Consider the following 26,203-nt stretch of genomic DNA (forward strand, 5'->3'; position numbering starts at 1 on the left):
ATCCGTAAGGCGTGGAGAGCGACGATGACCTCGCAGTGAAGACATCGGACGTCCCTGGAGACTGCGCGGCACCATGACCTCGGACCGGGCGTGGGACGGATTCCTGCGCGGCCAGGACCTGTTGGGGACCAGGCTGCCCACGCTCTGGTACGAGGGTCCGTTCCTCGGGGACGGACCGCTCGGCAGCACGGTGTACCAGGAGCCGGGCGCGAACCGGATCCGCTGAGGTCTTCGCCGCCCGGGTAACAGCAGCGGGCGGCGAGCAGGTCACCTGGACGTTCCACCCCGAGGACGCCGTCAGCCACCGCCGCATCAGCGAGGCCCCGCCCGCCGGCTGCACCGCCAACCCGCCCTGGACCACCCGCACCACCGCCGACGGCACCGCGCAGGTGCTCCAGCCCCTCACGGGCGGCGGTCGGACCGCGACCGCGTACCGCCGTGCCGGCGACGACCTCCTGCTCAGCGTCGGGCACAGCTTCCCCTCCGGCACCGCCGCCGAGGCCGACTCGCTGCGCAACCTCCGGCGCGCCCCGTCCGTACGACACCCTGCGGCGACAGCACACCGGCTGGTGGCACGCGTTCCACCGGAAGAGCTTCGTGCCGTTCCCCGACCAGCGGCTGCAGAGCGTCCACTGGATCCAGCTGTACAAGGTCGCTTCGGCCGGCCGCGCGGGCGGCCCCGTGACGGCCACCTCCGGTCCATGGCCGGAGCCCACGCCCTGGCCCGCGGTCCGGTGGTACCTCAACGTGCAGCTGGAGTACTGACTCATCCAGGGCTTCAATCACCCCGAACTCGACCCGCTCGCCACCACGGTGCGCCAGAACCAGGAGCAGCTCGCCGCCAATGTGCCCGCCGCGTACCGCTCGGACAGCTCCGGCCGACTGCAGCTCCGACATGTTCGCCGACCGGGGTGTGGGTGAACCGGGCACGGGCGCCGAGACCGGCGACCTCACCTGGGCGCCGCACAATGTGTGGCTGTCGTACCGGCACTCCATGGACAAGGCTCTGCTCCGCGACACGGTCTACCCCGTGCTGCGCCGGGCCATCGGATACCCCTGCACTTTCTCACCCCGGGCAGCGACGGCAAGCTCCATCTGCCTAGCACACTCTCACCCGAGTACCCCGTCGTGCCGCCCCGGGACACCAACTACGACCTGGCCCTGCTCCGCTGGGGCTGCCGGACGCTCCTCGACTCGGCCGAACTGCTGGGAATCGACGACGAGTTGAAACCGCGCCGGCAGGAGGTGCTGGGCCGGCTCACGCCCGGCGACGGTGACACGGCGATCGCGTATCTGCGGAAGTTCTTCGACCCGGGTACCCGCTTCCCCTGCCGCGCCAACACGCATTCACCGAGGCCGGCCCGGTCATCGAGACGCCGCCGTCGGCCTCGCAGTCCCTGCACGACATGTTCTGCCAGAGCTGGGGCGGGTCGTCCGCGTGTTCCCGGCGGTTCCGTCCGCCTGGGCGGACGTGACCCTGCACAACGTCCGTGCGCAGGGCGCGTTCCTGGTCAGCGCCGTCCGCACAGCGGGAGCCACGCGATGCATCCGAGTCAGAAGCCTGGCGGGCGAGCGGCTCAAGCTCCGGTACGGGATGAACGGTTCCTCACCGTGCTGCTGGACGACGGCACACCGGCCCACACCCGGGACCTGGGCGAGGGCGCCCTCGCCATCGACCTGCCCAAGGGCCGCGAGGTCCTCGTCCACTCCGGCTCCCAGCCCGACCTCGTCATCGCCCCCTCACCGTCGGCGAACCGGGTCCGGCGTGGGGCCTGCCGTAGCGACCTCGCCGCGAACGAACGGCGGAACTACCCTGCGGCGACAGGGCAGTTCGGCGCAGCCCGGCCAGATGGGGGCCGCGTCGGCCCGGCAAGCCCTAGGCGCCCGAGGTCACGGCCTTGAGCTCGGCCAGTGACTCCCGTATCAGCTCCGGCATCGGGCGTTCCTCGGCCGGTGCGATCCACCGCTCGAAGGCGATCTTGAAGACGGCGACCGCCGCCTCGGCGGCCAGGCTCGCAGCCGGTTCGGCGACACCGCGGCTGCGCAGGGTGTCGGTGAGCGCGGCCGCCAGCGAGGCGAGCTTGATCAGCTCGCGCTCCCGCAGCTCCGCGTTGGCCGTGATCACGGCGTGCCGCCGGCGCGCGAACTCACGCCGGTCGGCGAACAGCTCGGCGACGGCGTCCAGGCCGGCCGTCAGCGCGTCGAGCGTCGCCACGCTCTCCGGGGCGCCGGCGACCGCCCGGACGAACAGTTCCTCCAGCTCACCGGAGCCGGCGAAGAGCACCTCGCGCTTGTCGGCGTAGTGCCGGAAGAAGGTCCGCTCCGTCAGCCCGGCCCGCTTGGCGATCTCGGCCACGGTGGTCTGCTCGTACCCGCGCTCGGCATAGAGCGCCAGTGCGGCCTTCGCCAGGCGTCCGCGCGCGTCCGGCTCCCATCTACCCATGCGGAGATCTTACGTGATGACAGGGGCTGACATCAGGTGTACTGTCTATGACAGTGACTGACATCGAGTCTTTGAGGTCTCCCATGCGCATCTTCGTCACAGGCGCCTCCGGCTGGATCGGATCCGCCCTCGTACCCCAGCTCACCGAAGCGGGACACCAGGTCGCCGGGCTCGCCCGCTCCGACGCCTCCGCCGCCGCGCTCACCGCCGCCGGCGCCGAGGTCGTCCGCGGCACCGTCGACGACCTCGACGTCCTGCGGGACGCGGCCGCCGCGTCGGACGGTGTGATCCACCTCGCCTTCAAGCACGACACCGCCTTCAGCGGCGATCTCAAGGGCGCCGCCGAGGCCGACCGGCGCGCCGTCGACACCTTCGGCGAGGCGCTCGCCGGCACCGGCCGGCCCTTCGTCCTCGCCTCCGGCCTGGCCGGACTCGCCCCCGGGCGAGTGGCGACCGAGCGGGACATGCCCGCGCACTTCGACTCGCCGATCGCGATCCGGGCGGCCACCGCACAGCAGGTGCTCGCGTTCGCCTCGCGCGGCATCCGCTCGTCCGTGGTGCGGCTCTCGCCGACCTGCCACGGCGACGGAGACAACGGCTTCATGGCGATGCTGGTTGCCATCGCCCACGCCAAGGGCGTCTCCGGCTACATCGGCGACGGCGCCAACCGCTGGCCGGCCGTCCACCGACTCGACGCCGCACGGCTGTTCCGCCTCGCGGCCGAGCAGGCCCCGGCCGGTTCGGTGCTGCACGGTGTCGCGGAGGAGGGCGTCGCGATCCGTGACGCGGCAGAGGTGATCGGCCGGCACCTCGATGTGCCGGTGGTCTCCGTGGCACCGGAGGCGGCGCCTGAGCACTTCACCTGGCTGGCCGAGTTCCTCGGCCTCGACGTCCCGGCATCGAGCACCCTGACCCGCGAACTGCTGGGCTGGACGCCGGCCCACCCGGATCTCCTCGAAGACCTGGACAAGGGGCACTACTTCACCGTTCAGGCCAGCAGCGCCTGACGGGATCCCGGCTGGAGGAGCCGACGGGAGCGGACACCTCCAGCCGGGCCGTCCGTACGGCAGCGGACAGCTTTCCACGGGACCGGGTGCGCTACGGCCGGACGCGGGCGGTCGGCACATCGCCGGGTTCGGCGCCACGGCCGTAGACGCCGATCGCCACGGGCCCGCATCAGGGCGGGTCCCGGCGACTCGGCCCGATCCCCCGCCGGACGCACACCGTAAGGGCATGCGCCGGTGAGAGATCGGACCGTGCCGTGCCGACCACGCGGGCTGTGTCAGATATCCAGCGGCGGAAGGCCGGCCAGCCCCGTGTCGCGCATGATGTGGTCGACCGTCTCCGTCAGCGAGCTGTCGGCGCGGATGACCGTCTCCACTCCCCCGGGCAGCAGGTCACGCCGCCGGTACCAGTCCCGCAGGTCGGCCTCGCTCACCTGGTCGGCGATCGGCTTGGCCGCATGGCGGGCGAGGGTCTCGTCGAACGGCACATCGAGGTAGTAACCGTGGGTCGGTCCACGGTGGTCGGCGCGCAGCCGGGCGAGCATGTCGCCGTAGCGGTCGGCGTACAGGATGCCCTCCACCAGCACGTGATAGCCGGCGTCCAGGGCGTACCGGGCGACGGCCTCCCGATCATGAAACCGTCGCCAGCTCGTGGGCCAGGGGCTCCGACATCTGGGGTGAGTACGGCAACGGGCGGTGGACGACCGCGAGTTCGGCCCCCTGCGCGGCGAAGGACGCGGCGCCCGCGGACGTTTCGGCGGGGTCGCCGGGGTGGCGGATCCTGCCGCAGACGCGAGGCTGGCACGCCCTCCGCCACTGCCTTAAGGGCACGGGGCACCCCCATGCCCTCGCTCACCTGTGCTGATGAGGCGCCGTCGATGTCCTGCAACCTGATCCGTCGTTCTCGGTTTCGACGTGCTTCAGGTACGCGCTGAGGTACGTGGCCGCGTGCAGCATGGCGCGGCCCCGCGCGGTGAGTCTGTGCTGCCAGGCGTCCAGAGAGGCGGCGAGTGCGTCCGTGCCGCCGGCCGTGCGGATCTGCTGGACCACGGTGGCGATGTGCTCCAGCAGATAGCCCCCGCGTCGGAGCAGGTGCGCCAGCTCGGCGTCGCGGATGTCGTCGGCGTGAAAGACACGGTATCCGGTGGCCCGGTCCCGGGCGGGCGTGAGGATGCCCGCGCCTTCCCAATTGCGCAAGGTCGCCGGCGTGACACCGAGTTGGTGCGCGAGCTCGCCGACGGTGCGGGTTCCCGCGCCCGGGGCGGGGACCGGGGCAGCCGCGGACTCCGCCGTCAGGTGCCGCACCGCTGTGCGCACGGCATCAAGGGTGTCCCGGTCGCGCAACAACTGACTGTGCCCGCGGTCGATGAGCGTCAAGGCCTCGTCGAGATCGTCCCGATGGAGTGCGGCCATGACCTGGCCCCCGGCCGCGTAGCCGTACGCCGGGACGAGCGAGAGGTAGGCGCGGAGGGCGGCCGCGTGCACCTCGGTGTAGATCCGGTAGCCGCTGGGGGTGCGCTCGGCGGGCGGGAGGAACCCGTGCCGCTCGTAGTTGCGCACCGCCTGGGTCGAGATGCCGTGCTCGCGTGCGAGGTCGGTCGGTCGCAAGGTGATCACCGGTTGAGACTTTACCGCAGTCCGCTCCGTGGAGTGGCTGACTCTGAGCACTGGGGCCGCAGAAAGCCTCAACCGCTCTTTCAAGGATACGATTGAGGCTCATGAGTCAGGACATCCGCGACTTCGTCACCCCGTCATGCGACCTCTTGGCGCTGGGTGAGCCGACACACCAGGAACCGGCCTTCGGGAGGGTACGGAACGAACTGTTCGCCCAACTGGCCGACCACGGCTTCCGATCCATCGCCCTTGAGATCGACCGCGTGGCCGCCCTCGCCGTGAACGACTACGTCCAGGAGGGAACCGGCAGCCTGGACACGGTCATGCGCGAAGGCTTCTCCCACGGCTGGGGAGGCCAGGACGCCAACAGGCGGCTGGTCAGCCGGATGCGCGAGTACAACGAGGGCCGGCCGCCAGGACAGCGTCTGGCCTTCCACGGCTTCGACGCGCCGACGGAGAACACCAGCGCGCCCAGCCCGCGGCCCTATCTGGAACACGCCCGCGACTATCTGGCACTCGACCTCGACTTCGCGGGCCTCATCGGAGACGACACCCGGTGGAGCCGCACGGAGGCGGTCCTGGACGCCGCGATGTCGCCCGGCGCCTCGGCCGAGGCCGAGCGGCTGCGGTCGCACGCCGACGACATGCTCAACTCGCTCTACGCACGCGCACCCGAGCTGATCGCGGCGACCTCCCGCGACGAGTGGTTCAGGGCCCGGACCCACCTCACCGCCGGCCTCGGCCTGCTGCGCTACCACAAGCAGTGCGCACAGCCCCTCGAACCAAGTCTCCGGATAGCCGGGCTGCACGCCACCCGGGACGCGCTCATGGCCCAGAACCTCCTGGACATCCGTGGCATCGAGGAAGCACGGGGCGCGACCCTGGTCTTCGCGCACAACCTCCATCTGCAACGGAACCTGTGCGTCTGGCGCCTGGGCGACCTGGCCGCCGACTGGTCCGGCGCCGGTGCCGTCGTGGGCTCCCTGCTGGGCGAACGGTACGTCTGTGTCGTCGGCAGCCTGGGCCGCAGCGAGGCCCTCGGGCTACGCGACCCGGACCCGGACACCTACGAGGGCCGCCTCCAGCGCCGTATCACCACATGGGGCCTGGAAACGGCCACCACGGTCACCGCGTCCAGCAGGGCCCCCGTCGCCCGCACACGGACGGACACCCATCCCAGGCAGGGCTATTTCCCGCTCGACCAGGCGACGCTCGACGCGGTGGACGCGGTCCTGCACCTCAGCGACGGCACGGCCGCGCACACCTGACGGCGGCGCGGAGGCCAAGCCCGACGCGGCGCCGCCGGGCCACACACGCGAACGTCACCGCTCGCCTCCGAGGCGGACGGCCCGGCGGCCCGTAGTCTGGGTCCGTGACCGGCGAGACTGATCTGCACACACTGCTCCGCGGCATGCGTCCGGAGCTGAATCCGGGCCGCTATGTCTTCACCATGGCCGAGGGCGGCGTGCCGTCCGGTGTCACCCCCGTGGTGACGGTGGCCGAGCAGGAGGGCCTGACCCTGGTCGTGCCGCAGGCGGAGGCCGACGGGGCGGGGATGGCGTACGACTATGTCGCCGCGTGGATCACCTTGCGGGTGCACTCCGCGCTGGCCGCGGTGGGGCTGACCGCCGCGGTCTCCCGCGCCCTCGCCGACGCGGGCCTGAGCTGCAACGTCGTCGCCGGCTTCCACCACGACCACCTCTTCGTGCCCCATGAGCAGGCCGAGCAGGCCGTGGATGTCCTCAAGCGACTGGCACGCGACTCCTCCTGACCCGGCCACTCGGACCGGCGCGGCTGAGGCACGACAGCTCGGCAGGACCGCCGACATGTCTCGCAGACACTCTGCAGGGACGCGGCAAGGTCCTCGACGGCCGACTGCCGAGTCCCGCCCCTACCCGTACCCCATGGTGCGGGCGATGGTGTTGCGGCGAGCCGCATCAGCCACTCGGTGACCGTCACCTCCGTGCCCCGGCCCTGGTTCGAGCAGGCCAGAACACTGGAGGGCACACTCCATGGCGACAGCCGCCCGACAGCCGCCGAACTGCGCGGGTCCGTACGGGTCCTCGGCCGCTGAGAGTGTCTGCGGCGGGCGCGGTGCGGCTCATGTCGGTCTGCGTACGTGGTGGCAGGCGGCCGCGGGACGGCGATTCTCCGGTACGCCGTTCGAGGCGCGCGTCGGGCACCGATACGCCGGGGCGACCTTGCGTGCCGTGCCCCGCCCGCAGGGCGACGGGCGTTGGGAGATACAGCTCGCCCTGCACCTCCATGCCGCTCGGTCCTTCGCCCCGCAGCCACCGTCGCCCCCCGTTCTTCCGAAGACGGCTGCGCGAGGCATTCGCAGCCGCCACGGACGGCTTCGCCCAGGAGTGGAACGAGACCGTCCCGAAGACCATGGCCCAGGACATGAGCCGACTCCGCGAACGAGTCCAGGACGCGGCCGCCGCGCCACCGGAGGAGACACGCCCCTGACGGCACGCCCGGCGGACGAACGTGCCTCGGCCACCTGGCCGCCTCGCAGCGGCTTGACGTTGCCCCCGAGGGCAGGGTTTAGCGTTTGAGCGAGGTGAGCGGCATGAGGATCAGCGAGCTGGCGCGTCAGGCCGGCGTGACGACCAAAGCGGTGCGGTACTACGAGTCGCTGGGGTTGATCACACCCGAGCGCCTCCCCAACGGTTACCGGAACTACGACGAGGACGACGTACGCCTCGTACGGGAGATCAGGACGCTGCACCGGCTGGGCATCCGCGTCGAGCGCACCCGGCCCTTCATCGAGTGCCTGGCGGCCGGACGCGCGTACGCGGACGACTGTCCCGCCTCGCTGGCGAGCTACCGGGAGGCCATCGACGAGCTGACCGAGCGGATCGAGGCGCTGAGCGCCCGCCGGGCGACGCTGATCGCCAACCTCGACGCGGCCGCTCACCGGTGCAGCGGCGTCGTACCGCCCGAGGAGAAGGACACAGGAGCCATGGACTATCTGACACTGCCCGCCAACCTGCCGGTCCCCGAGGACGACGGCGCGGCGGACCATCTGCCGGGCACGCGGGTGCCGGGGCTCGCCCTCCTCGACACGGCGGGGCGTACGGTGCGCCTGGACACGCTGGGCCCGCGCCGCACGGTCGTCTATGTCTACCCGCTCACCGGCCGGCCCGGCACCGACCTGCCGGAGGGCTGGAACTCCATTCCCGGCGCTCGGGGCTGCACTCCCGAGTCATGCGGTTTCCGCGACCACTTCCAGGATCTCCTCGAAGCCGGTGCCGGCCGTGTCCACGGGCTGTCCAGCCAGGACACCGGCTACCAACGCGAGGTCGTGGAACGCCTCGGGCTGCCCTTCGACATGCTCTCCGACCCCGACCTCACTCTGGCCGACGCGCTCGGACTGCCCACGTTCGAGGTCGAAGGGCTGCGGCTGTTCAGGCGGCTGACGCTCGTCCTCCGCGCCGGCGTGATCGAGCATGTCTTCTACCCGGTTTTCCCGCCGAACGAGCACGCCGAGCAGGTCCTGACCTGGCTGCGCGAACACCCTCTGTAGAAACGCCGCCGGTGTGCGCCACCTGCCGAGCCTCGTTAACGCCGGCCTACGGCCTCAGGGCGCGTGTGTGGCCGCTCCGTGCAGGAACGCGACGGTGGTCGCCACGAACCGGTCCGCGTCGTCCAGCCACGGGAAGTGTCCGGCTTCAGGTTGTACGACGAGGTGCGCGCTCGGAAAGAGGGCGGCGAACTCGGCCATCGTGGGCGGAGGGGCGCCCGGGTCGACCTCACCGGCGAGCAGCAGCACCGGTGGCTCGAAGCGGGCGAGCGCGGCGCGGGCGGCCTCGGGGTCGAATGCGCCCTCGGCGCCGAACGCGGCCACGACGTCCCGGTTCACCTGCTCGTCCTCCGCCGCCTTGTGGGCCTGGGCCACCTCGTCCCAACGGCCGTAGGAGAACGGCGCGATGGCCCGGAAGTTGTCGAACGTGGCCGCGCCCGCGCCGATCGCCTCCAGGGCCGCGAACGCCGCCGGAAACCATGGCTCGTCCCGGCGCGGCAGTACGGTCTCGCGCCGGAGTCGGCCGGTGATGGCCAGGCCGACGGCTCTGACGCTGGGCGTGATGAGCACGAGCCTGTCGACGCGTTCGGGGTGACGGCTCAGATACCGCACGGCCAGATTCGCTCCGGCGCTGTGCGCGAGCAGGTCCATGCGGTCCAGGCCGAGGTGTAGACGCAGGGCCTCCACGTCCTCGACGAGCCGGTCGCAGCGGCAGGAGGCGAGGTCCCGCGGCACAGCGGACCGGCCGGTGCCCCGCAGGTCCAGCCTGATCAGCCTCCGGTGCGCGGACAGGCCGCCCAGGTCGCCGAGGTAGGTCGACTGCTGCGGTCCGCCGGGCAAGCACACACCAGTGGCTTCCCGTCCCCGGAGACACGGTAGGCGAGTTCGGCTCCGTCGTACGAGATGAATGATCCCATGGCCGCATTCTGCGGGCGATGCCATGTCCTGGCCATCGGTTCGGCCATGCCTCGATCTCCTGTGGGCGTTACCGACTGCGGTGGCAGCCTGGGCTCTTACCGCGCCTTTACCCGCGCAACGCACAGGATTCAGTGAGCAGAAACAGGTCCGTCGATCCGTATCATCCATGTGTCGGGACAACCCGCAGGACAACTCCCGCTCTGCCGGGGAACCCGCACCACAACTCCCGCTCCTCACTTGCCACAACCGCAGGCGAAGGGGCGCACCACAGTCACGATCGGAGCGACAGATGCCTGAGCCAACCACTCCCGTCACCGAGTTGACCTCGCAGTACGTCAGCCAGGTGACCAACGACCTGGAGCACAACGTCAAGGAACAGGAACGCATCACCGACGAAATCGCCGCCTTGCAGGATCAGTTGGCCGCGCTGCAGCACGACCACACGATTCTCGTGAGCATGCAGGAGGCGCTCGGTGTCGTGACCTCGGTGGGCGCACCTGCCACCACCAGCGAGGCCCCCGTGGTTCCCGCCCCGCGGACGCAGTCCCCCACCGCGTCCGACACCACGTCCGGCACCGTGTCCCGCACCCGCCGCGTGCCGAAGAAGGCGACCGAGGAGCAGCCCGAGCCCAAGAAGCGGTCCGCCAAGAAGCCCGCGGCGGCCAAGCCCGCGGCGAAGAAGGCGGCCGGTCAGACGGCTCAGCCCACGCTCGTCGAACTCGTCCGTCGCCATCTCGCGGAACAGCAGGAGCCCCGCTCGGCGGCCGAGGTCTCGGAGGCGCTCGGGAAGGCGCATCCCGACCGGGAGATCCAGACCAAGGTCATCCGTACCACTCTGGAGAACCTCGTGGCCCGCAACAGCGCCCAGCGCACCAAGCAGGGCTCGTCCGTCTTCTACACCCTTTCCAACGCGTCGGATCCGGCGCCGGCGACGGCGGAGAGGTCCCAGCCGGGCGCCGGCGAGTGAGCCGTGGCCACATCGCCCCGTCCTGACCGTGCCGGGCGCCGGAGGGCTGTTCCAGTCCGCTCGGGGCCGGTCCCGGCCGGCACCGGCGGGTGTCGCCGTGTCCCGGACGGGGCTGGTCCGGTGCGGCTGTGTGCCCTGCCGTCGCCGGTGGCCGGCTGAAGTGACGCAGTGTCGGACACGGCCTTCTGCGGCTCACTGGCCCATGGTGGCCTTCTGCCGCGTCTCGTCGAACTCCGTCACCGGGTCACCGCCGGTCCGCCAGGGCCACGCCGTGACGATCCCGCCGACCGCCTCGAAGACGGAACGGGCCTCGCCACGCCGGTCCGCGGCCATCAGCGCGTAGGCCAGCAGGTTGAGGTCGGCGAGCGCCTTGGCGTGCCGGAGAAACCCTGCCTGGCTCCAGGTGTGCGCCGCGCGGTCGAGAGCCTGTGCGGCCATTTCCTGGGACCAGTGGTTGCGCGCGACCAGTGCCTCGAATCCGCCGCGGTCGAGGATGGCGTGGTAGTGGAGGATCTGAGCGCTGAGTTCGGTCGCCACGCACGGCGCGTTGGCGGGCATGCGGGCGCGCAGGGCGTCCACGAACTCCAGGATCTGGACGCGCGAGCCCGCCTCCTGCGGGCTGAGGTAGTTCAGCATGCTCAGGTAGGCCTCGCGGTTCCAGCGATCGCGTGCGAGGATCTCGTTCCACACCCCGAAGACCTGGGACTGCTCCCGGCGTTCCAGGCGTGCCACCGCGAGGAGGGCCACCCACGGGGTGGGGTCCTCCGGGGCGAGTTCGGCGGCCCGCAGACAGGTGTCGATGGTGCCGGCCGGATCTTCCAGGCGCCCCTGAGCGCGGGCCTGTGCGACCTGGGTCCAGGCATGCAGGACGAGTGCGTCCGCGCTGCGCGGCTCACGCGTGACCCAGGACCGCGACAGATGCGAGCCGGCGAGGTATCCCGCCAGGACGTCGATCCGATGCGTCCGGCGGTCCCAGTCGCCCGGGTCCTGCTCCAGGAGGCGGGACATCTGCGCCACACACAGCTCGGTGGTCGCGATGGTGCCGGTCCTGGCGGTCGCCACAAGCGACTTCAGCAGCTTGCCCAGATCCTGGTCGTCCAGCTCCGGAGCAAGGCGTGCCCGCTTGCGGCGACTTGAAAGAAATGCCATGTCAGGAGGCTAGAGCGGATCGGTGGGCGCACAAGAGCTGGGCCGAGATCGTTATGGTTTACACGAATCATCACGCATCTGTCCCGACCGACGCGGAGGTGTGCGTCAGTCCGGCAGTACCGATTCCTCCAGCTGCCCGACGGCGTCCAGCGGTACGGCGAGGAAGGCCGGCGCCGCGAGGGCCGCGACGCCCGCCGCCGCGGCCAGTGTGCCGGGCAGCGACCAGGTGGCGAGCGGCCCGGCGATCGCCGCGCCGGACGCGAAGCCGGTGATCTTCAGACTGGCGCCGGTGATGAAGATCTGGCCGCGCAGGTGCTCCGGAGCCTCACGGTGGCGTACCGCGAACAAGGCCGCAAGCTGCGGTCCTTCGCCGATGCCGGCCAGCAGCAGGGCCAGGACGAGCACGGCTGGGCGTCCTGTTGCCGCCAGGGCGAGCGCTCCGGCCTGGATCAGGGCGGCGCCCCAGATGATCGAGTCAGGGGTGAGGGACTGCGGAAACCGCGCGAGTACGGCGTTGGCCACCAGGGCGGAGACCGCCGCGCAGGACAGCAGCAGCGCGCCACGGCCCGCCCCGCCGAGGACACGGTCGCCCAGCAGCGGCACACAGGCCGTCAGCATGCCCTGCGCCACACAGCACACGACGGAGGCCAGGGTCGCCCGCGCCAGCCGGGGTTGTCCGACGATGACCCGCATGCCGGCGGCGAGGTCGCCGATCAGTGAACCCCGCCGGGCGTCCCGCACCCGCACGGGACGGCTCGGCAGGGTCCACACGGCGGGCGCCGCCGAGCCGATGAGCGCCGCCGACACCACGACGGCTGTCGGTGCGCCTGGCGTCTGGGCCAGGCCGCCCGCCAGGACCGGACCGGCCAGGCTCGCCATGCCGAAGGTCATGGCATCGAGGGCGTTGGCCCGTGGCAGCCGCTCTGCCGGCACCACCCGCGGCAACTGGCCCGTCCAGCCACCCGACAACGCGGGCCCCAGGAGCCCGGTCAGTACCGCGATCAGGACCGTGACGGCGAACGGAAGCCGAGCGAGGCCGAAGAGGATCACCACGAGACCCATCGCGTAGAGGACGAGCGCCGCCGCCAGCAGCCGCCCCGGCCGCCGCTGCCTGTCCAGCACCGCCCCGAGTACCGGGCCCCCTGCAACCGCCGCGGCCGTGATGGCTGCGAGCAGTGCCGACGCTTCGGCGGCCGACCCGGCGACGGCGTATGCCGCCAGCATCAGCGCCGGTCCCGACATCTCGTCCCCGACACGTGCCATCACCGCCCCCACGGCATAGGAGGCCATCGCGTGACGCCTTATCACCCGAGTGACGCTACTCAGGTAACTCAAAACCTCACAATATGCGTTACATTGAGCTGATGTCCTCCCCCAACCACCCCGACGGCGACTGGTCCACGCGGCACTCCGTCCTGACCATGGCTCGCCGCACCGCCGCCCTGGTCAACGCCCTCGCCGAGGCCCAGCCCGGGCCCGGCCACGTGGTGGAGGTGCTCCGCGCGTACGGCGAGCGGGGCCCCCTCGACCTCACCTCCCGCGATGTCACGCGGATGCGTGACGCCGCCGAGCAGCTCCGGGAGGTCTTCGCCGCCGAGCACGCCAACGAGGCCGCCGTCGCCCTCAACCGCCTGCTGCGCACCCACACCGGACCACTGCGCCTCACCTCACACGGCGGAGACACGCCCTGGCACCCCCATCTCGACCACGACGACAACGCCCCCTGGGACGAGTGGTTCCTCGCCTCGTCCTGCCTGGCACTGACCGTCCTCGTCTGGGACCGCCAGCTCCCGCCCGGCAGAATCTGCGCATCGCCGGTCTGCCGTAACGTCTTCATCACCCAGGGACCAGGGCCCGAACGCCGCTACTGCTCCCGGCGTTGCGCAACCCGCGAGCGCGTCGCGGCCCATCGCCGAGCTCGCTCCGCGGAGTCACCTGGGTGACCATGAAATCGCCGGGCTGACCGGCGTGCGTGTCCACACCATCGCCGCCATCGACCTCCTCCTCTCCCCTGGCACCCTCCTTTCCGCGCTGCACACCACCTGAGGCTTTCGCCCGCCACACCATCTGAGGCCGCAGACCCCGTCAGCCCGCCTGCTACGAGTTGCTGCCCTTGCAGACCGACCAGACCTCCCTGAGCAGGGCCGGGTAGTTCTCGCCGTATGTGGCGATGCCCGCGTACACCGCGTCCAGGGCCGCCTGCAGTGCGTCGGGGTCGGCGGCGCCGAGCAGTGCGGGGAGGGCCATGTGCGGTTGGGAGAAGGGCAGGGAGGGGTCCGGCTCGCCGATGGTGACCCGCAGGGTGTATTCCGCGGCTCCGGTGGGCTCGGGATTCGGCGGTTCGGCCGGCGTCGGCGACGCCTGCACCCACTCGGCAGCGGGGCCCGCGACCAGTGTGGTCGGGTCGGACACGGGAATCGGCAGGGACACCTCGCCCCAGGGGAACGGTGTCTCGAAGGGCGGGCGCTCGGGCGGGATGGCCCGGCGGACAGTTCTGTCCGGGACCCGTGGGTCGGCGTTCAGGGCTTGCCACGCATGGCCCTCGTCATCGAGCGGCGGCGGCAGCGGCCGCTCGTCGGTGACGGCGGTGAGTCCCGCGGCGATCCAGTCCAGCTCCGCCAGACCGGCCGCCTCGCAGGCGCGGCGCGCGGCCAGCAGAGCCACCACCCGCTGGGCGGCCGGGCCGGCCGCGTCCATGGCATGCACGAGGGCTGCGTCGAAGCGGAGCAGCCCGTGTACATTGCCGCCGACCTCGCGAAGGGCCTGGCTCGGCGACCGTCCGCCCCACTCCCAGCGTTCGTAGGCCAGTTCGCGTTCTCTTTCCGCCTGTTCCTCCGCGAGGCGGGCCTGGCGCAGGGCCTCGGCGCGTTCGGCCGGTGGGGGAGGCGGTGGGAGCCGTCGGGCGTAGTCGTGCCAGTACTCGGCAATCGCTGAGGTCTGCTTCACGACACGGTCCGGCGCGGGCGACGACGGCCAGAACTGCAGGAGATAGCAGTCCAGTTGGGGCTCGCCATCCAGCCGGGTGTCCTGCTTCCCGGCCATGTCCATGCCCTTGGCGCAGTAGCGGACCCGGTAGTCGGTCTCTTCCAGGCCCAGCTCCCACGAGCCTTCGCCGCCCCACAGCACGAGCACGGCGCTGTCCGAGACAGGGCGGAAGGACACCTCCACGACGTCCTCCCAGCCGGGATCCAACGGCGGGGCCCAGTCGTGCACTTCGGCTGTGAAACCCACGTCGCCCGTGTGCAGCCCGGTGGTGAGCCACAGGGTTCCGGGGATCGCCGCCCCGCACAGCCCGGAGGACTGCCCGGCGAACGCCTCCGCGAGATCCGGGCCGTAGCTGTCCGGATCGCTCTCGACGTACATCTGCCCGTAGTGGACGTGGACTTCTCCCTCGACCGGCCTGCGCACCATCATTACCCCCATCGCCTCCAGTACCGGGCCATGCTCCGCACCCTACGACCCGCCACTGACAACGCCTGAGTCCACACATCACCGCGCCCGCGCCTGGCCGGCTCCGCCGGGCTCACGTTGGAAAGCGGGCCACAGGTGCCGGTGCTGGTGCTCCCCGGCACACTGCAGCAGAGCTGGCTGCGCCGCCTCCCCACTCCTCGCACGGTGCGGGTTTCACCCCTGGGGTGGAGAGCATTTCCACCCGTGGGTGCGTGCTTTCGGGGCCGGACGTGGGCCACCGTGGATGGTGGCATCGCCGAAGGTGAGGAGCGTGCGCGATGGCTCTCCCCAGTCTGTTCTCCGTGCTGGGCATCCTGTGCTGGGTCGGGTACGAGGTGCTGTTGCGCCGTCGGGAGGACGCGGCCGCGGGCACATGGCAGGCCGACGACCGGGACCGCGGTTCCACGCGGCTCCTGATCGTCTCCTATCTGGTGGCCGTCGTGGTCAACGTCTCCTTCGGCCAGGCGTCGATCGGCCCACTGACCATGGCGCTGCGCTGGCTCGGTGTCGCCGTGCTGGCCGGCGGACTGGCGCTGCGTGCCTGGGGCATGCGCACGCTGGCCCAGTACTACACCCGCACGCTGCGGACGGTCGCGGATCAGCGTGTGGTGCAGGAGGGCCCGTACAGACACATCCGCCATCCCGGGTACTGCGGCAGCCTGTTGGTGTGGATCGGGTACTCGCTGGGCCTGGGCAGCTGGCCGGCCAGCCTGATCGTGACAGCGCTGCTGACGGCTGCCTATGTCTGGCGGGTCAGCGCCGAGGAGCGCCTGCTCATAGCCACCTTGGGCCCCGCGTACACGGACTATCGCGGCAGAACGAAGCGTCTGGTGCCCTTCGTCTTCTGACGGCCGCCGTGGCCCATGCTCCCCCCTCGTCTCCCCCGCAAGGTCGAGGTCCGTTCGCCGCCAGTGTTCCCCGGGCCTCGCCGGTGAGATGGAGGCATGACTTCAAAGGCAGACCTGACGGGCAAGAAGACCCTCGTCACCGGCGGCAGCCGGGGCATCGGTGCGGCGACGGCACTGCGACTGGCTCAGGAGGGTGCGGATGTGGCCGTGACCTATGTGCACGGGAAGGAGGCTGCGGAGGAGGTGGTACGCGCCGTCGAGGCGCTCGGTCGACGGGCGGTGGCCCTGCGCGCCGACGCGGCGGACGCCGAGGAAGCGGCGGGCGCGGTGGCCCGTGCGGCCGAGATGCTCGGGGGCCTGGACATACTCGTGAACAACGCGGCCGTCGGGCTGATGCAGCCCTTGGAGAACATGTCGCTCGCCGACGTGGACCACGTGATCGCCGTGAACGTACGAGGGATGTTCCTGGCCGCCCAGGCCGCTGCCGCGCTCATGGCGCCGGGCGGGCGGATCATCACCGTCGGCAGTTGTATCACCCATCACACACCGGGCCCCGGCGCCACGCTCTACGCGATGAGCAAGTCGGCGGTCGTCGGACTGACGAAGGCGCTGGCCCGGGAGCTGGGCGGACGCGGGATCACGGCGAACATCGTGCACCCGGGCCCGACCGACACCGACATGAACCCCGTGGACGGTCCCTTCGCCTCCGGCCAGGCGGCCATGACCGCCCTGGGCCGCTTCGGCACGGCCGAGGAGGTGGCGTCCGCGGTGGCCTATCTGGCGGGACCGGAGACGGCGTATGTGACGGGCGCGGAACTCTCGGTGGACGGTGGGTACGCGGCGTGAGTGCGCGGGGGGTTGAGTGCGCCGGGGGGTGAGTGAGTCGGGGGTGAGCGAGCGAGGTGGGTGAGCGGGGGCGGAGTAGGTGATCGGGGCGGGGGGAGTGAGCGAGGCGCGGCGTGTAGTGGTCGGGGTGCCCGGCCTCCCCCCACCGCCGGCGTGGGCGATACCAGGGCCTCGTGGCGGCCGTGCAAGCGGTCACGCCGAGGGAGACACTGCCTTGCCACGCACCGGCCGATAACTCGCGCTGCGCCGCGCCGGCGGGTCACTCGACAGTGCGGCCTCGGCCCAGGGACGTCCGGATGTCCGGCGGAAATTGGCCATACCTGCTGATCGGACCCGTCGCCGGGAAGGATTGACCCCACCACCGGCATGGGTTTTGATGAGCCGCATGTCGGGTGATACAGGGATCGGGGCCGATCCGGTTCTGGCCTTCGCCGCGCAGCAGGCGTGGGAGGCGTGGCTGGAGGAGCATCATGCCGATGTGCGCGGGGTGTGGCTGAAGATCCCGAAGAAAGACTCCGGAATCGACGGCGTCGACTACGCGGCAGCGCTGGAGTCGGCGCTCTGTTTCGGCTGGATCGACGGGCAGAAGAAGAGGCTGGACGAGCAGTACTGGCTGCAGCGGTTCACCCCGCGTCGGCCGGGCAGCAAGTGGTCGAAGGTGAACCGTCAGAAGGCGACCGAGCTCGCGGAGCAGGGCCGGATGCGGCCGGCCGGTCTGCGGGAGGTGGAGACGGCCAAGGCGGACGGGCGCTGGGAGGCGGCGTATGCCAATCAGCGCACGGCCACGGTGCCCGACGACCTCCGGGCGGCCCTGGACGCCTCTCCGACGGCGGCTGACTTCTTCGCCACACTCGACAGCCACAACCGGTACGCGATCCTCTACCGGATCCAGGACGCCAAGAAGCCGGAGACCCGGGCAGCCCGCATCGAGAAGTTCGTCGCCATGCTCGCCGCGCAGCAGAAGATCTACCCCTGATTTGATCGACAGCACCTCCGTGAACTCCTCGCCTGTGGACGCCTGTACGTCGGCGGAGTCGGCCCGGCCTCGGCCCGATGGCCGGGGCCGCTACACCGGTGTGGTGGGCCTGGTCCCAACATGCCGCCAGGCTCCGCGAGATCGAGCACCGCGCCCGCGATGCCCGCTTCGCCCCGCTCGCCACCCCCCGCTTCCGCCGTCCCGACGAACCCGTCAACTGGCTGACCTCCCTCGACGCGGCCGAGGCAGGCAGCCGCTCATAGGTGGCACAGTGCGGCGGCCGCGGCTCCGGCCCCGCACATGCCGTGCGCACCGGGGCCGGGCGGGGTCGCCGCTGAGCAGAGGAACACACCCGGCAGGCCGGTCGAGTACGGCTCGAAGGTCGGGCGGGGGCCCAGGAGGAGCTGAGGAGTCGTCCGGGCGCCGGTGATGATGTCGCCGCCGGCGAAGTTGGGGTTGGCGGTGGCGAACGCGGCGGGCCGGGTGGCCTGCCAGCCCACGATACGGTCGCGGACTCCGGGGGCGAACCGCTCCAGCTGACGGAGGACCGCTTCGGTCGCGTCCCCGTCGTAGCCGTGCGGAACGTGGGCGTAGGTGTACACCGGGTGGACGTCGCCCACCGAGCGGGAGGGGTCAGCCAGGTACTGCTGGCCGACCAGCACGAAGGGGCGCTCGGGCATACGTCCAGCCACGATGTCCCGCTCCGCGCGGACCACCTCGGCGAGCGGGCCGCCGAGGTGCACGGTGCCGGCCCGTCGCGCGTGCTCGTTCGTCCAGGGCACACCGCCCTCGACGGCCAGGTCGAGCTTGAAGGCGGCGGGTGCGCGCCGGTAACGCCGGTAGGCGCCGCGTGCCCTGGCCGGGAGGCGGTCTCCGTAGAGGGCGGCGACCTGGCCGGGGTCGAGGTCGAGGAGGGTGACGTCGGCGGGCGGGAGCTGGCGGGGGTCGGTGACGCGGACGCCGGTGTGGATGGTGCCGCCGTGCTTGCGCAGCACAGTTTCCATGCTGCGGGCGATGGCCTGCGAGCCGCCTTCGGCGACGGCCCAGCCGGCGGCGTGTCCAGCGGTGAGTATGGCCAGCCCGATCGCCGAGGTGAACGGGCGTGACAGCGGACGGAAGGCGTGTGCCGCCACGCCCGCCCACAGGGCCCGCGCCTGCGGGGTGGTGAAGAGACGGGCGAGGAGGGTGGCGGGAAGGATGGTCGGCAGCCCGAAGCGGGCGAGCAGCAGCGGGTGCGAGGGGAACCGCAGCAGGGGGCCCATCACCTCGGGTGCCAGCGCGTCCCAGTGTCGTACCGGAGTGGTGAAGAGTGCACGATACCGGTCGCCGTCGGGCCCGAGCAGGCGTGCGGTGTCCGCGACGGAACGCAGCAGTACCCCGGCGCTGCCGTCGTCCAGCGGGTGGACGCAGTCGATGTCCGCCGACAGCCAGCGCAGGCCGTGTTGTTCGAGGCCGAGTGCGCGCAGCGCCGGGGACGTGACGGCCGTGGGGTGGACGGCCGAGCAGTGGTCGTGCAGGAGTCCTGGCAGCAGCGCCTCGTGGCTGCGGGTGCCACCGCCGACCTCGTCCGCCGCCTCCAGGAGCGTCACGTCCAGTCCTGCCTTGGCGAGCAGGGCGGCGGCAGCGAGCCCGTTGGGCCCACCGCCGACCACCACCGCGGACGTCATGTGCTGCACCTCGGCATGACCGCGTTCGAGGGGGTGCGAGGTGGCGGCATCCGTCTCATGTGTACGAGTGTGCCGGTGAACAGGCCCGCCTTCCCAGCGGATTCGTCAGGCGCCGGCCCCGGATGGTGCCGGCGCGCATGGTCCCGTGCCCATGCCTGTCTTCAGCACTGGGGCCGTTTCCCGTGGTTGGCGGCATGGCTGCGCCGCGACTTCTTCTTCCGGCGTCGCTTCGAGGACATCAAAACCTCCAGAGGTCGATCCGTCAGCCCTGCTCTCGGTCGGTCTCGGCCTGTTCCTCCTTACGTCGGGGCCCGGAGGCCTCCCACTTGGTGATGGCGCGCCATGGGGTCCTCCGTCACCGCTCCGTCGTCGCGCCGCCGGTCTCGGCGGGCTCGCCGGAGCTGCTGGTCTTCCGCACCGTGCAGTGCAGAGAGTCGTGCTGGACGTCGGCCACGATGGTGTTTCCCGGCTCGGCCTCGCCACTGAGCAGGAGGGTGGCGATGCGGTTGTCGAGTTCCGCCTGGATCGTGCGGCGCAGCGGCCGGGCACCGAACTCCGGCTGATGACCGTGCGCGATCAGCAGCTTCTTCGCCGCCTCGGTCACCTCCAGCGTCATGCCCTGCGCACGGACGCGGCGCTTGCTCTGCTCCAGCAGATGATCCACGATCTGCGCCAGGTCGTCCGAGGTCAGCCCGTGGAAGATGATGATGTCGTCGATCCGGTTGAGGAACTCCGGCAGGAACCTCGTCCGCAGATCCTCCATCAACTCGCCCTTCAGCTCCGACACATCACCTTTGTGATCCAGGATCCGGTGCGCCCCGATGTTGGAGGTCATGATGATCACGCAGTGCCGGAAGTCGACCGTACGGCCCTGGGCGTCGGTCAGCCGGCCGTCGTCCAGGATCTGCAGAAGCGTGTTGAAGACGTCCGGGTGCGCCTTCTCCACCTCGTCGAACAGCACCACGCTGTAGGGCTGGCGGCGCACCTTCTCCGTCAGCTGGCCCGCTTCCTCGTACCCGACGTATCCGGGAGGGGCACCCACGAGCCGGGCCACGGTGTGCTTCTCCTGGAACTCGCTCATGTCGAACCGGATCATCCGGTCCTCGTCCCCGAACAGCAACGCGGCCAGCGTCTTGGCCAGTTCGGTTTTGCCCACACCCGTGGGGCCGAGGAAGAGGAAGGAGCCCACCGGCCGGTTCGGGTCGCCCATGCCCGCCCGGTTGCGCCGCACCGCCTGGGACACGGCCGTCACGGCCTCGTCCTGGCCGACGATCCGGGCGTGCATCTCCTCCTCCAGCTTGAGCAGCTTCTCCTTCTCGCTCGCCGTCAGCTGCGACACCGGGATCCCGGTACGGCGCGAGACCACGTCGGCGATGTCCGCCGCCGTCACCGACACCACGCCCTGCCGGCGTTCCTCGATGCCGGCGAGTTCGCCCTCCACCTGCGCGATCTCCCGCTTCAGCTGCGAGGCTTTCTCGAAGTCCTCCACGGACACGGCCTCTTCGAGTTCACGGCGGAGTTTGGCGATCAGGTCCTCGCGGCTGACCACCTCCGTGGAACGGCCCGCGCTGCGCAACCGCACCCGCGCCCCGGACTGGTCCATCACGTCGATCGCCTTGTCGGGCAGGAATCGGTCGGTGATGTAGCGGTCGGACATCTCGGCGGCGGCCGCCAACGCCGCGTCGTCGAAGCGGACCTGATGGTGAGCCTCGTACGAGTCCCGCAGCCCCTCCAGGATCTGCACGGTCTCCTCCACCGTCGGCTCGGGCACCATCACTGGCTGGAACCGGCGCTCCAACGCCGCGTCCTTCTCCACGTACTTGCGGTACTCGTCGATCGTCGTGGCCCCGACCACATGCAGTTCACCGCGTGCGAGCGCGGGCTTGAGCATGTTGCCCGCGTCCATCGCCCCCTCCCCCGTCGCCCCCCGCGCCCACGACCGTGTGCAACTCGTCGATGAACAGGATGATCCGGCCCTTGGCGGCCTGGACGTCCTCGATGACCTTCTTCAACCGCTCCTCGAACTGGCCCCGGTACTGCGCGCCCGCGACCATCCCCGACAGATCCAGCGCCACGACCCGCTTGTCCTTCAGGGTGTCGGGCACCTCCCCCGCCACGATCCGCTGTGCCAGCCCCTCCACGATGGCGGTCTTCCCGACACCGGGTTCGCCGATGAGGACGGGGTTGTTCTTGGACCGCCGGGAGAGGACCTCGACGGTCTGCTCGATCTCCTCGGCTCGCCCCACCACCGGGTCGAGCTTGCCCGCCTTGGCCTCCTCGGTCAGGTCCCGGCCGTACTCGTCCAGCGTCGTGGCCGGCTGCTTCCGCTCGGCGGGCAGTCCGTCGGCCCGGGCGGCCTGTTCGGTCAGATCCGCCAGCTTCCGCGTGTCCGTGCCCTCGGCGCGCAGCAGCTTGGCGGCACCCGTGTCACTGTCACCCAGCAACGCGCTGAGGACGTGCTCGGGGCCGATGTACGACACACCGGCGGCCTGCGACTGGACGTAGGCGGCGCCGAGCGTGCGCTTGGCCGCCGGGGTGAGGCCCGGCTGCGCGGACGGCTCGCCGGACTCACGCGGCAGGATCTTCGCGATCTCGGCCGCCAGCGTGTCGGGGTCGACGCCCACCTGGGCGAGCAGCCTCCGGGACGGCTCGACCTTGGTGGCCGCCCACAGCAGATGTTCCGTGTCCAGATCGGCCGTACCGTCCTCGACCGCCCGCTGGGCAGCCAGGTTCAGCAGTTCCTGCGACGATTCCGTGAGCAGCCGTCCGATCGGCACCCGCTGCACCGCGGGAGGCGAGGACGCCGGAGACATCCCGAAGAACCGGTTGAACAACTCGCTGAAGGGATCCGACGAACCGAACGGTGCACCGAACGACATCGACATGACAGCTCCTGGACGCGGGGGCCCGTATTCCGCGGGGGATCGGTCTTCCGCAGCGAATCCGTGATCCGCGGGGTCGTTGTTCCGGGGTCCGTAATCACTGAACCCCGCTGGGCACTGCACCGCAAACGGAGGACACACACCGCCGTCACCGGTAACGCTGAGTCACTGCCCGCCGCTGTGCCGAGGACTCGATGGAGGGTCTGCCCGCGTCCACGAAGGGTTTGGCTTTGCGGGGAGCGGTCGGGTACACCCGTGCCGTGCTCTTTCGTCAGCTGGAATACCTCGTCGCCCTCTCCCGGGAGCGGCATTTCGCCCGTGCCGCCCAGGCCTGCCATGTCTCCCAGCCCGCTCTGTCGGAGGCGCTGCGCAAGCTGGAGGAGGAACTCGACATGCCGCTGGTGCGGCGCGGCCGCAAGTACGAGGGCCTCACCCCGGAGGGGGAGCGCATCGTCGTATGGGCGCAGCGGATCCTCGCCGACCGCGATGCCCTCAAGGACGAGGTCGACGCTCTGCGCAGCGGCCTGAGCGGCAGGATGCGGATCGGTTCGGTGCCGACGGCGTCCGGTGCCGTGGCCGAGCTGACCGGACCGTTCTGCGCGGCGCATCCGCTGGTCACGGTGGAGGTCATAGCGGATATGCAGTCGGTGGACATTCTGCGGCAGCTGCAGAACTTCGAGCTCGACGCCGCGGTCACCTATCTGCGCGAGGATCTGTCGGGGAACTTCCACACGGTTCCGCTGTATCAGGAGCGCTACGTCCTGCTGCTCACGGCCGCCGACGGCCTGGCCCGGCGTACGACGGCCACGTGGGCGGAGGCGGCGGGGCTGTCGCTGTGTCTGCTGACCGGGACGATGCAGGGCCGCCGGGTGCTGGACGAGCTGTTCGCGCGGGCCGGGACGCAGCCCTCGCCCCGGCTGGAGACCGACTCCGTGGCGGCGCTGTTCGCGCATGTGCGGACGGGGCAATGGGCGAGCATCGTGCCGCATGCCTGGCTCCATGTGTTCGGCGTCCCGCACGGCATGCGGGCGGTCCCGCTGGTCGAGCCCGCGGCGGCGGTGCCGGTGGGGCTGGTGATCGCCGCCCGGGAACCGGATTCGGTGATGGCCAGGGCCCTGACGGACATCGCCGGCACGACCGACGTCGCCTCGGCACTGGAACGCGTGCCCGGCGACCCGGGCCGGTAGCCGACGGCACCGGGCCGGATGCGGCATTCCGGGGACCGGTGCGGCTCGGCGGCTCCTCGGCCACGGTCCGCGGAGTCGCCAGGCGATGCGTCGGTCCCCCGGCGCTTCAGATGGATCGTGCGGCGTCGGCGCGCGTGGGCTCCAAGCGGATCAACACACCCTTTGACGTGGGGGTGTTGCTGATGTCGGCGACGCTGTCCAGCGGTACCAGGACGTTGGTCTCGGGGTAGTAGGAGGCGGCGGAGCCGCGGCTGGTGGGGTAGGCGACGACGCGGAAGTCCTCCGCCCGGCGTTCCAGCCCGTCGCGCCAGACCGTGATCAGGTCCACCCGGTCGCGGTCGGCGAGCCCGAGGGAGGCCAGGTCGGCGGGGTGGACGAGCACGACCCGGCGGGCGTTGTGGATGCCGCGGTAGCGGTCGTTCATCGCGTACGGCACGGTGTTCCACTGGTCGTGGGAGCGCAGCGTCTGCAGCAGCAGATGGCCCTCGGGGATGTGCGGCATCGTGAAGTCGTTGACGGTGAAGACGGCCTTGCCGCTCGGCGTGCGGAAGACGCGCTGGTTGACCGGGTTGGGCAGCCGGAAGCCGCCGGGCCCGGCCACGCGGGCATTGAAGTTCTCGAAGCCCGGTACGACCCGGGCGATGCGGTCGCGGACGGTGTCGTAGTCCGCCTCGAACTCCTCCCAGGGGATGGCCGGTGTGTCGCCGAGGGTCCTGCGGGCCAGCCGGCTGATGATCGCGACCTCGCTGAGCAGGTGCGGGGAGGCCGCTGCCAGGCGTCCGCGGGAGGCGTGCACCTCGCTCATGGAGTCCTCGACGGTGATGAACTGCTCGCCGGACGCCTGGATGTCGCGGTCGCTGCGGCCGAGGGTGGGCAGGATGAGGGCGGTGTCGCCGCAGACCGCATGGGAGCGGTTGAGTTTGGTGGAGATGTGCGCGGTGAGCCGGCAGCGCCGCATCGCATCCTCGGTGACCCGGCTGTCGGGTGTGGCCCGTACGAAGTTCCCGGCCACGCCGAGGAAGACCTTCGCGGTGCCGTCGCGCATGGCGCGGATGCCGTTGACGGAGTCCAGTCCGTGGTGCGCGGGCGGGGTGAAGCCGAACTCGCGGCCGAGGGCGTCAAGGAACCGCTGGGGCATGCGCTCCCATATGCCCATCGTGCGGTCGCCCTGGACGTTGCTGTGACCGCGCACCGGGCACACTCCCGCGCCGGGCCTGCCGATGTTGCCGCGCAGCAGCAGGAAGTTGACGACTTCGCGGACGGTGGGGACGCCGTGCTTGTGCTGGGTGAGGCCCATGGCCCAGCACACGATGATCTTCCCGCTGCGCAGCACCCGGTCGTGGACGCGTCCGATCTCCTCGCGGGTCAGCCTGGTCGCGGCGAGGATGTCCTCCCACGGGATCTTCCGCGCGTGGTCGGCGAAATCGCCGAAGCCGGTGGTGTGGGAGCTGATGAAGGAGTGGTCGAGTACCGTGCCCGGTCGCTCGTCCTCGGCCTCCAGCAGCAGCCGGTTGAGCGCCTGGAACAGGGCGAGGTCGCCGCCGGGCCGGATCTGCAGGAACTGGTCCGCGATCGGGGTGCCCCGGCCGATCACCCCGCGGGCCTTCTGCGGATGCTTGAAGCGGATGAGCCCGGCCTCCGGCAGCGGGTTGACCGCGATGACCTGCCCGCCGTTGCGCTTGGTCTCCTCCAGCGCGGTCAGCATCCGCGGATGGTTGGTGCCCGGGTTCTGGCCGACGACGAAGACGAGGTCCGCGGTGTGGATGTCGTCCAGGCAGACGCTGCCCTTGCCGATGCCCAGGGTCTCCTGCAACGCGGAACCGCTCGACTCGTGGCACAGGTTGGAGCAGTCCGGCAGGTTGTTGGTGCCGAAGGCGCGGGCGAAGAGCTGCAGCAGGAAGGCTGCCTCGTTGTTCAGCCGGCCGGAGGTGTAGAAGAGGGCTTCGTCCGGGGTGTCCAGCCCGGTCAGTTCGCCGGCGAGCACGTCGAACGCCTCGTCCCAGCCGATCGGTTCGTAGTGCGCGGCGCCGGGCCGCTTGATCATGGGCTCGGTCAGCCGGCCCTGCTGGTTGAGCCAGTAGTCCGACTTCTCGCCGAGTTCGGCGATCGAGTACCGGCGGAAGAATTCGGCGGTGATGCGCCGCGAGGTGGCTTCGTCGCTGATGTGCTTGGCGCCGTTCTCGCAGTATTCATTGCGGTGCCGTTTGCCCGGTGCGGGCTCCGGCCAGGCGCATCCCGGGCAGTCGAATCCCTTGACCTGGTTGATGTTGAGCAGGGTCAGCGCGGTGCGTCGTACGGTCGTCTGGCCCAGCGAGTACTCCAGTGCGTGTGTCACCGCCGGCACACCGGTCGCCCAGCGCTTGGGCGGGGTGGCCGTCAGATCGTCGCCGGGGTCCTCGATATCACTCATGATCCGGTCCGCCTCTTTCTGTTGTCATGCGGGCACGCGTGGGATATGCGTGCCCGCGTGTTGCCGCGTTCTCCGATGCGCACCGCACGGCAGCATCCGCCGCTTTCCTGAAGCAAGTCAAAGAGGTGTTTTCGATGACGTGATAAGCGCGGGTTATCGATAAGCGCCGCCTATCGGCAAACAAACCGGGCCTCTTTGACTTCCTCGGACGGCTGTTCAACGATGACCGGCATGACGGCATCCCGGACGGCCGACGGCACGGCACCGCACGGATCGCAGACTCAGCCCGGCACGCTCCGGCCCGCCCGGGCCTGGG

At 70.9% G+C, this 26,203-nt stretch carries 21 protein-coding genes and 4 pseudogenes; 14 read left to right on the top strand and 11 right to left on the bottom strand.

Annotated elements, in window-relative coordinates; translation table 11 throughout:
• The first annotated feature begins 73 nt into the window (after positions 1-73).
• Positions 74-1,781: pseudogene (locus tag M878_RS52915) on the top strand (glycosyl hydrolase family 95 catalytic domain-containing protein).
• A 95-nt stretch (positions 1,782-1,876) separates the two neighbouring features.
• Here M878_RS52915 and M878_RS52920 read toward each other — a convergent pair.
• The gene (locus tag M878_RS52920) at positions 1,877-2,443 is read right to left on the bottom strand and encodes a TetR/AcrR family transcriptional regulator (RefSeq protein WP_023544576.1); all 567 of its coding nucleotides are present in this window, start codon (positions 2,441-2,443) and stop codon (positions 1,877-1,879) included.
• An 83-nt stretch (positions 2,444-2,526) separates the two neighbouring features.
• Here M878_RS52920 and M878_RS52925 point away from each other — a divergent pair, with 83 nt between their 5' ends.
• A complete protein-coding gene (locus M878_RS52925; RefSeq protein ID WP_023544577.1) occupies positions 2,527-3,450 on the top strand; it encodes an SDR family oxidoreductase in 924 nt (307 codons plus the stop codon).
• A 275-nt stretch (positions 3,451-3,725) separates the two neighbouring features.
• Here M878_RS52925 and M878_RS52930 read toward each other — a convergent pair.
• Positions 3,726-4,073: pseudogene (locus M878_RS52930) on the bottom strand (P-loop NTPase family protein); the annotation flags it as partial.
• A 226-nt stretch (positions 4,074-4,299) separates the two neighbouring features.
• Positions 4,300-5,064: a MerR family transcriptional regulator gene (locus M878_RS52940; protein WP_023544580.1), complete on the bottom strand. Its 765-nt coding sequence runs from the start codon at positions 5,062-5,064 to the stop codon at positions 4,300-4,302.
• 101 nt (positions 5,065-5,165) lie between these two features.
• Between M878_RS52940 and M878_RS52945 the strand changes: the two genes are divergently transcribed.
• The 5 genes from M878_RS52945 (at position 5,166) to M878_RS52960 (ending at position 8,590) form a co-directional block, all read left to right on the top strand.
• Positions 5,166-6,329 carry an erythromycin esterase family protein gene (locus tag M878_RS52945; RefSeq protein WP_023544581.1) on the top strand — a complete coding sequence of 388 codons (1,164 nt, stop codon included), beginning with the start codon at positions 5,166-5,168 and terminating at the stop codon, positions 6,327-6,329.
• 104 nt (positions 6,330-6,433) lie between these two features.
• Positions 6,434-6,832: an ACT domain-containing protein gene (locus M878_RS52950; RefSeq protein WP_023544582.1), complete on the top strand. Its 399-nt coding sequence runs from the start codon at positions 6,434-6,436 to the stop codon at positions 6,830-6,832.
• Positions 6,833-7,009: 177 nt separating this feature from the next.
• The gene (locus M878_RS000000100985; protein WP_280923661.1) at positions 7,010-7,135 is read left to right on the top strand and encodes a hypothetical protein; all 126 of its coding nucleotides are present in this window, start codon (positions 7,010-7,012) and stop codon (positions 7,133-7,135) included.
• Between the two features lie 191 nt (positions 7,136-7,326).
• Positions 7,327-7,530 carry a hypothetical protein gene (locus M878_RS52955; RefSeq protein ID WP_023544583.1) on the top strand — a complete coding sequence of 68 codons (204 nt, stop codon included), beginning with the start codon at positions 7,327-7,329 and terminating at the stop codon, positions 7,528-7,530.
• A 103-nt stretch (positions 7,531-7,633) separates the two neighbouring features.
• Complete coding sequence (locus M878_RS52960) at positions 7,634-8,590, top strand: MerR family transcriptional regulator (protein ID WP_023544584.1); 957 nt, start codon at positions 7,634-7,636, stop codon at positions 8,588-8,590.
• 54 nt (positions 8,591-8,644) lie between these two features.
• On the opposite strand, the pseudogene M878_RS52965 reads toward M878_RS52960, so the two are convergent.
• Positions 8,645-9,504: pseudogene (locus M878_RS52965) on the bottom strand (alpha/beta fold hydrolase).
• A gap of 290 nt (positions 9,505-9,794) precedes the next feature.
• Here M878_RS52965 and M878_RS52970 point away from each other — a divergent pair.
• On the top strand, positions 9,795-10,472 hold the full coding sequence (locus tag M878_RS52970) for a hypothetical protein (RefSeq protein ID WP_031223829.1): 678 nt from the start codon (positions 9,795-9,797) through the stop codon (positions 10,470-10,472).
• 192 nt (positions 10,473-10,664) lie between these two features.
• On the opposite strand, the gene M878_RS52975 is transcribed toward M878_RS52970, so the two are convergent.
• Together M878_RS52975 and M878_RS52980 are read right to left on the bottom strand one after the other, a co-directional pair.
• Positions 10,665-11,621: a hypothetical protein gene (locus tag M878_RS52975; RefSeq protein ID WP_031223830.1), complete on the bottom strand. Its 957-nt coding sequence runs from the start codon at positions 11,619-11,621 to the stop codon at positions 10,665-10,667.
• A 105-nt stretch (positions 11,622-11,726) separates the two neighbouring features.
• Positions 11,727-12,911 (bottom strand): MFS transporter, encoded by a 1,185-nt coding sequence (locus tag M878_RS52980; protein ID WP_023544588.1) that lies wholly within the window; start codon positions 12,909-12,911, stop codon positions 11,727-11,729.
• A gap of 56 nt (positions 12,912-12,967) precedes the next feature.
• Here M878_RS52980 and M878_RS52985 point away from each other — a divergent pair, with 56 nt between their 5' ends.
• Entirely contained in the window at positions 12,968-13,564 is a 597-nt protein-coding gene (locus M878_RS52985; protein ID WP_031223832.1) for a CGNR zinc finger domain-containing protein, read from the top strand.
• A 154-nt stretch (positions 13,565-13,718) separates the two neighbouring features.
• Here the strand turns inward: M878_RS52985 and M878_RS98785 are convergent, their stop codons facing one another.
• Positions 13,719-15,044, bottom strand: coding sequence for a hypothetical protein (locus tag M878_RS98785; RefSeq protein ID WP_342452707.1), 1,326 nt, complete (start codon positions 15,042-15,044; stop codon positions 13,719-13,721).
• A 305-nt stretch (positions 15,045-15,349) separates the two neighbouring features.
• On the opposite strand from M878_RS98785, the gene M878_RS52995 reads away from it, so the two are divergent.
• From M878_RS52995 to M878_RS53010, 4 genes are all read left to right on the top strand, one after another.
• On the top strand, positions 15,350-15,919 hold the full coding sequence (locus M878_RS52995) for a methyltransferase family protein (RefSeq protein ID WP_023544591.1): 570 nt from the start codon (positions 15,350-15,352) through the stop codon (positions 15,917-15,919).
• Positions 15,920-16,015: 96 nt separating this feature from the next.
• Positions 16,016-16,765, top strand: coding sequence for an SDR family oxidoreductase (locus tag M878_RS53000; protein ID WP_023544592.1), 750 nt, complete (start codon positions 16,016-16,018; stop codon positions 16,763-16,765).
• A 385-nt stretch (positions 16,766-17,150) separates the two neighbouring features.
• Positions 17,151-17,741 carry a YdeI/OmpD-associated family protein gene (locus M878_RS53005; protein WP_023544593.1) on the top strand — a complete coding sequence of 197 codons (591 nt, stop codon included), beginning with the start codon at positions 17,151-17,153 and terminating at the stop codon, positions 17,739-17,741.
• 77 nt (positions 17,742-17,818) lie between these two features.
• Positions 17,819-18,004, top strand: coding sequence for a hypothetical protein (locus M878_RS53010; RefSeq protein ID WP_023544594.1), 186 nt, complete (start codon positions 17,819-17,821; stop codon positions 18,002-18,004).
• On the opposite strand, the gene M878_RS53015 is transcribed toward M878_RS53010, so the two are convergent.
• The 3 genes and pseudogenes from M878_RS53015 to M878_RS53020 form a co-directional block, all read right to left on the bottom strand.
• Positions 17,999-19,510, bottom strand: coding sequence for a phytoene desaturase family protein (locus M878_RS53015; protein ID WP_342452747.1), 1,512 nt, complete (start codon positions 19,508-19,510; stop codon positions 17,999-18,001). The genes M878_RS53010 and M878_RS53015 overlap by 6 nt on opposite strands.
• Positions 19,511-19,569: 59 nt before the next feature.
• Entirely contained in the window at positions 19,570-19,647 is a 78-nt protein-coding gene (locus M878_RS000000102135; RefSeq protein WP_483414725.1) for a 50S ribosomal protein bL37, read from the bottom strand.
• A gap of 116 nt (positions 19,648-19,763) precedes the next feature.
• Positions 19,764-22,293, bottom strand: a pseudogene (locus M878_RS53020) (ATP-dependent Clp protease ATP-binding subunit).
• Positions 22,294-22,550: 257 nt separating this feature from the next.
• On the opposite strand from M878_RS53020, the gene M878_RS53025 reads away from it, so the two are divergent.
• Entirely contained in the window at positions 22,551-23,477 is a 927-nt protein-coding gene (locus tag M878_RS53025; protein ID WP_031223835.1) for a LysR family transcriptional regulator, read from the top strand.
• Positions 23,478-23,583: 106 nt separating this feature from the next.
• On the opposite strand, the gene M878_RS53030 is transcribed toward M878_RS53025, so the two are convergent.
• Entirely contained in the window at positions 23,584-25,887 is a 2,304-nt protein-coding gene (locus tag M878_RS53030) for an FdhF/YdeP family oxidoreductase (RefSeq protein WP_023544597.1), read from the bottom strand.
• Between the last annotated feature and the right edge of the window lie 316 nt (positions 25,888-26,203).

This window comes from Streptomyces roseochromogenus subsp. oscitans DS 12.976, from assembly GCF_000497445.1.
GTDB lineage: Bacteria > Actinomycetota > Actinomycetes > Streptomycetales > Streptomycetaceae > Streptomyces > Streptomyces oscitans.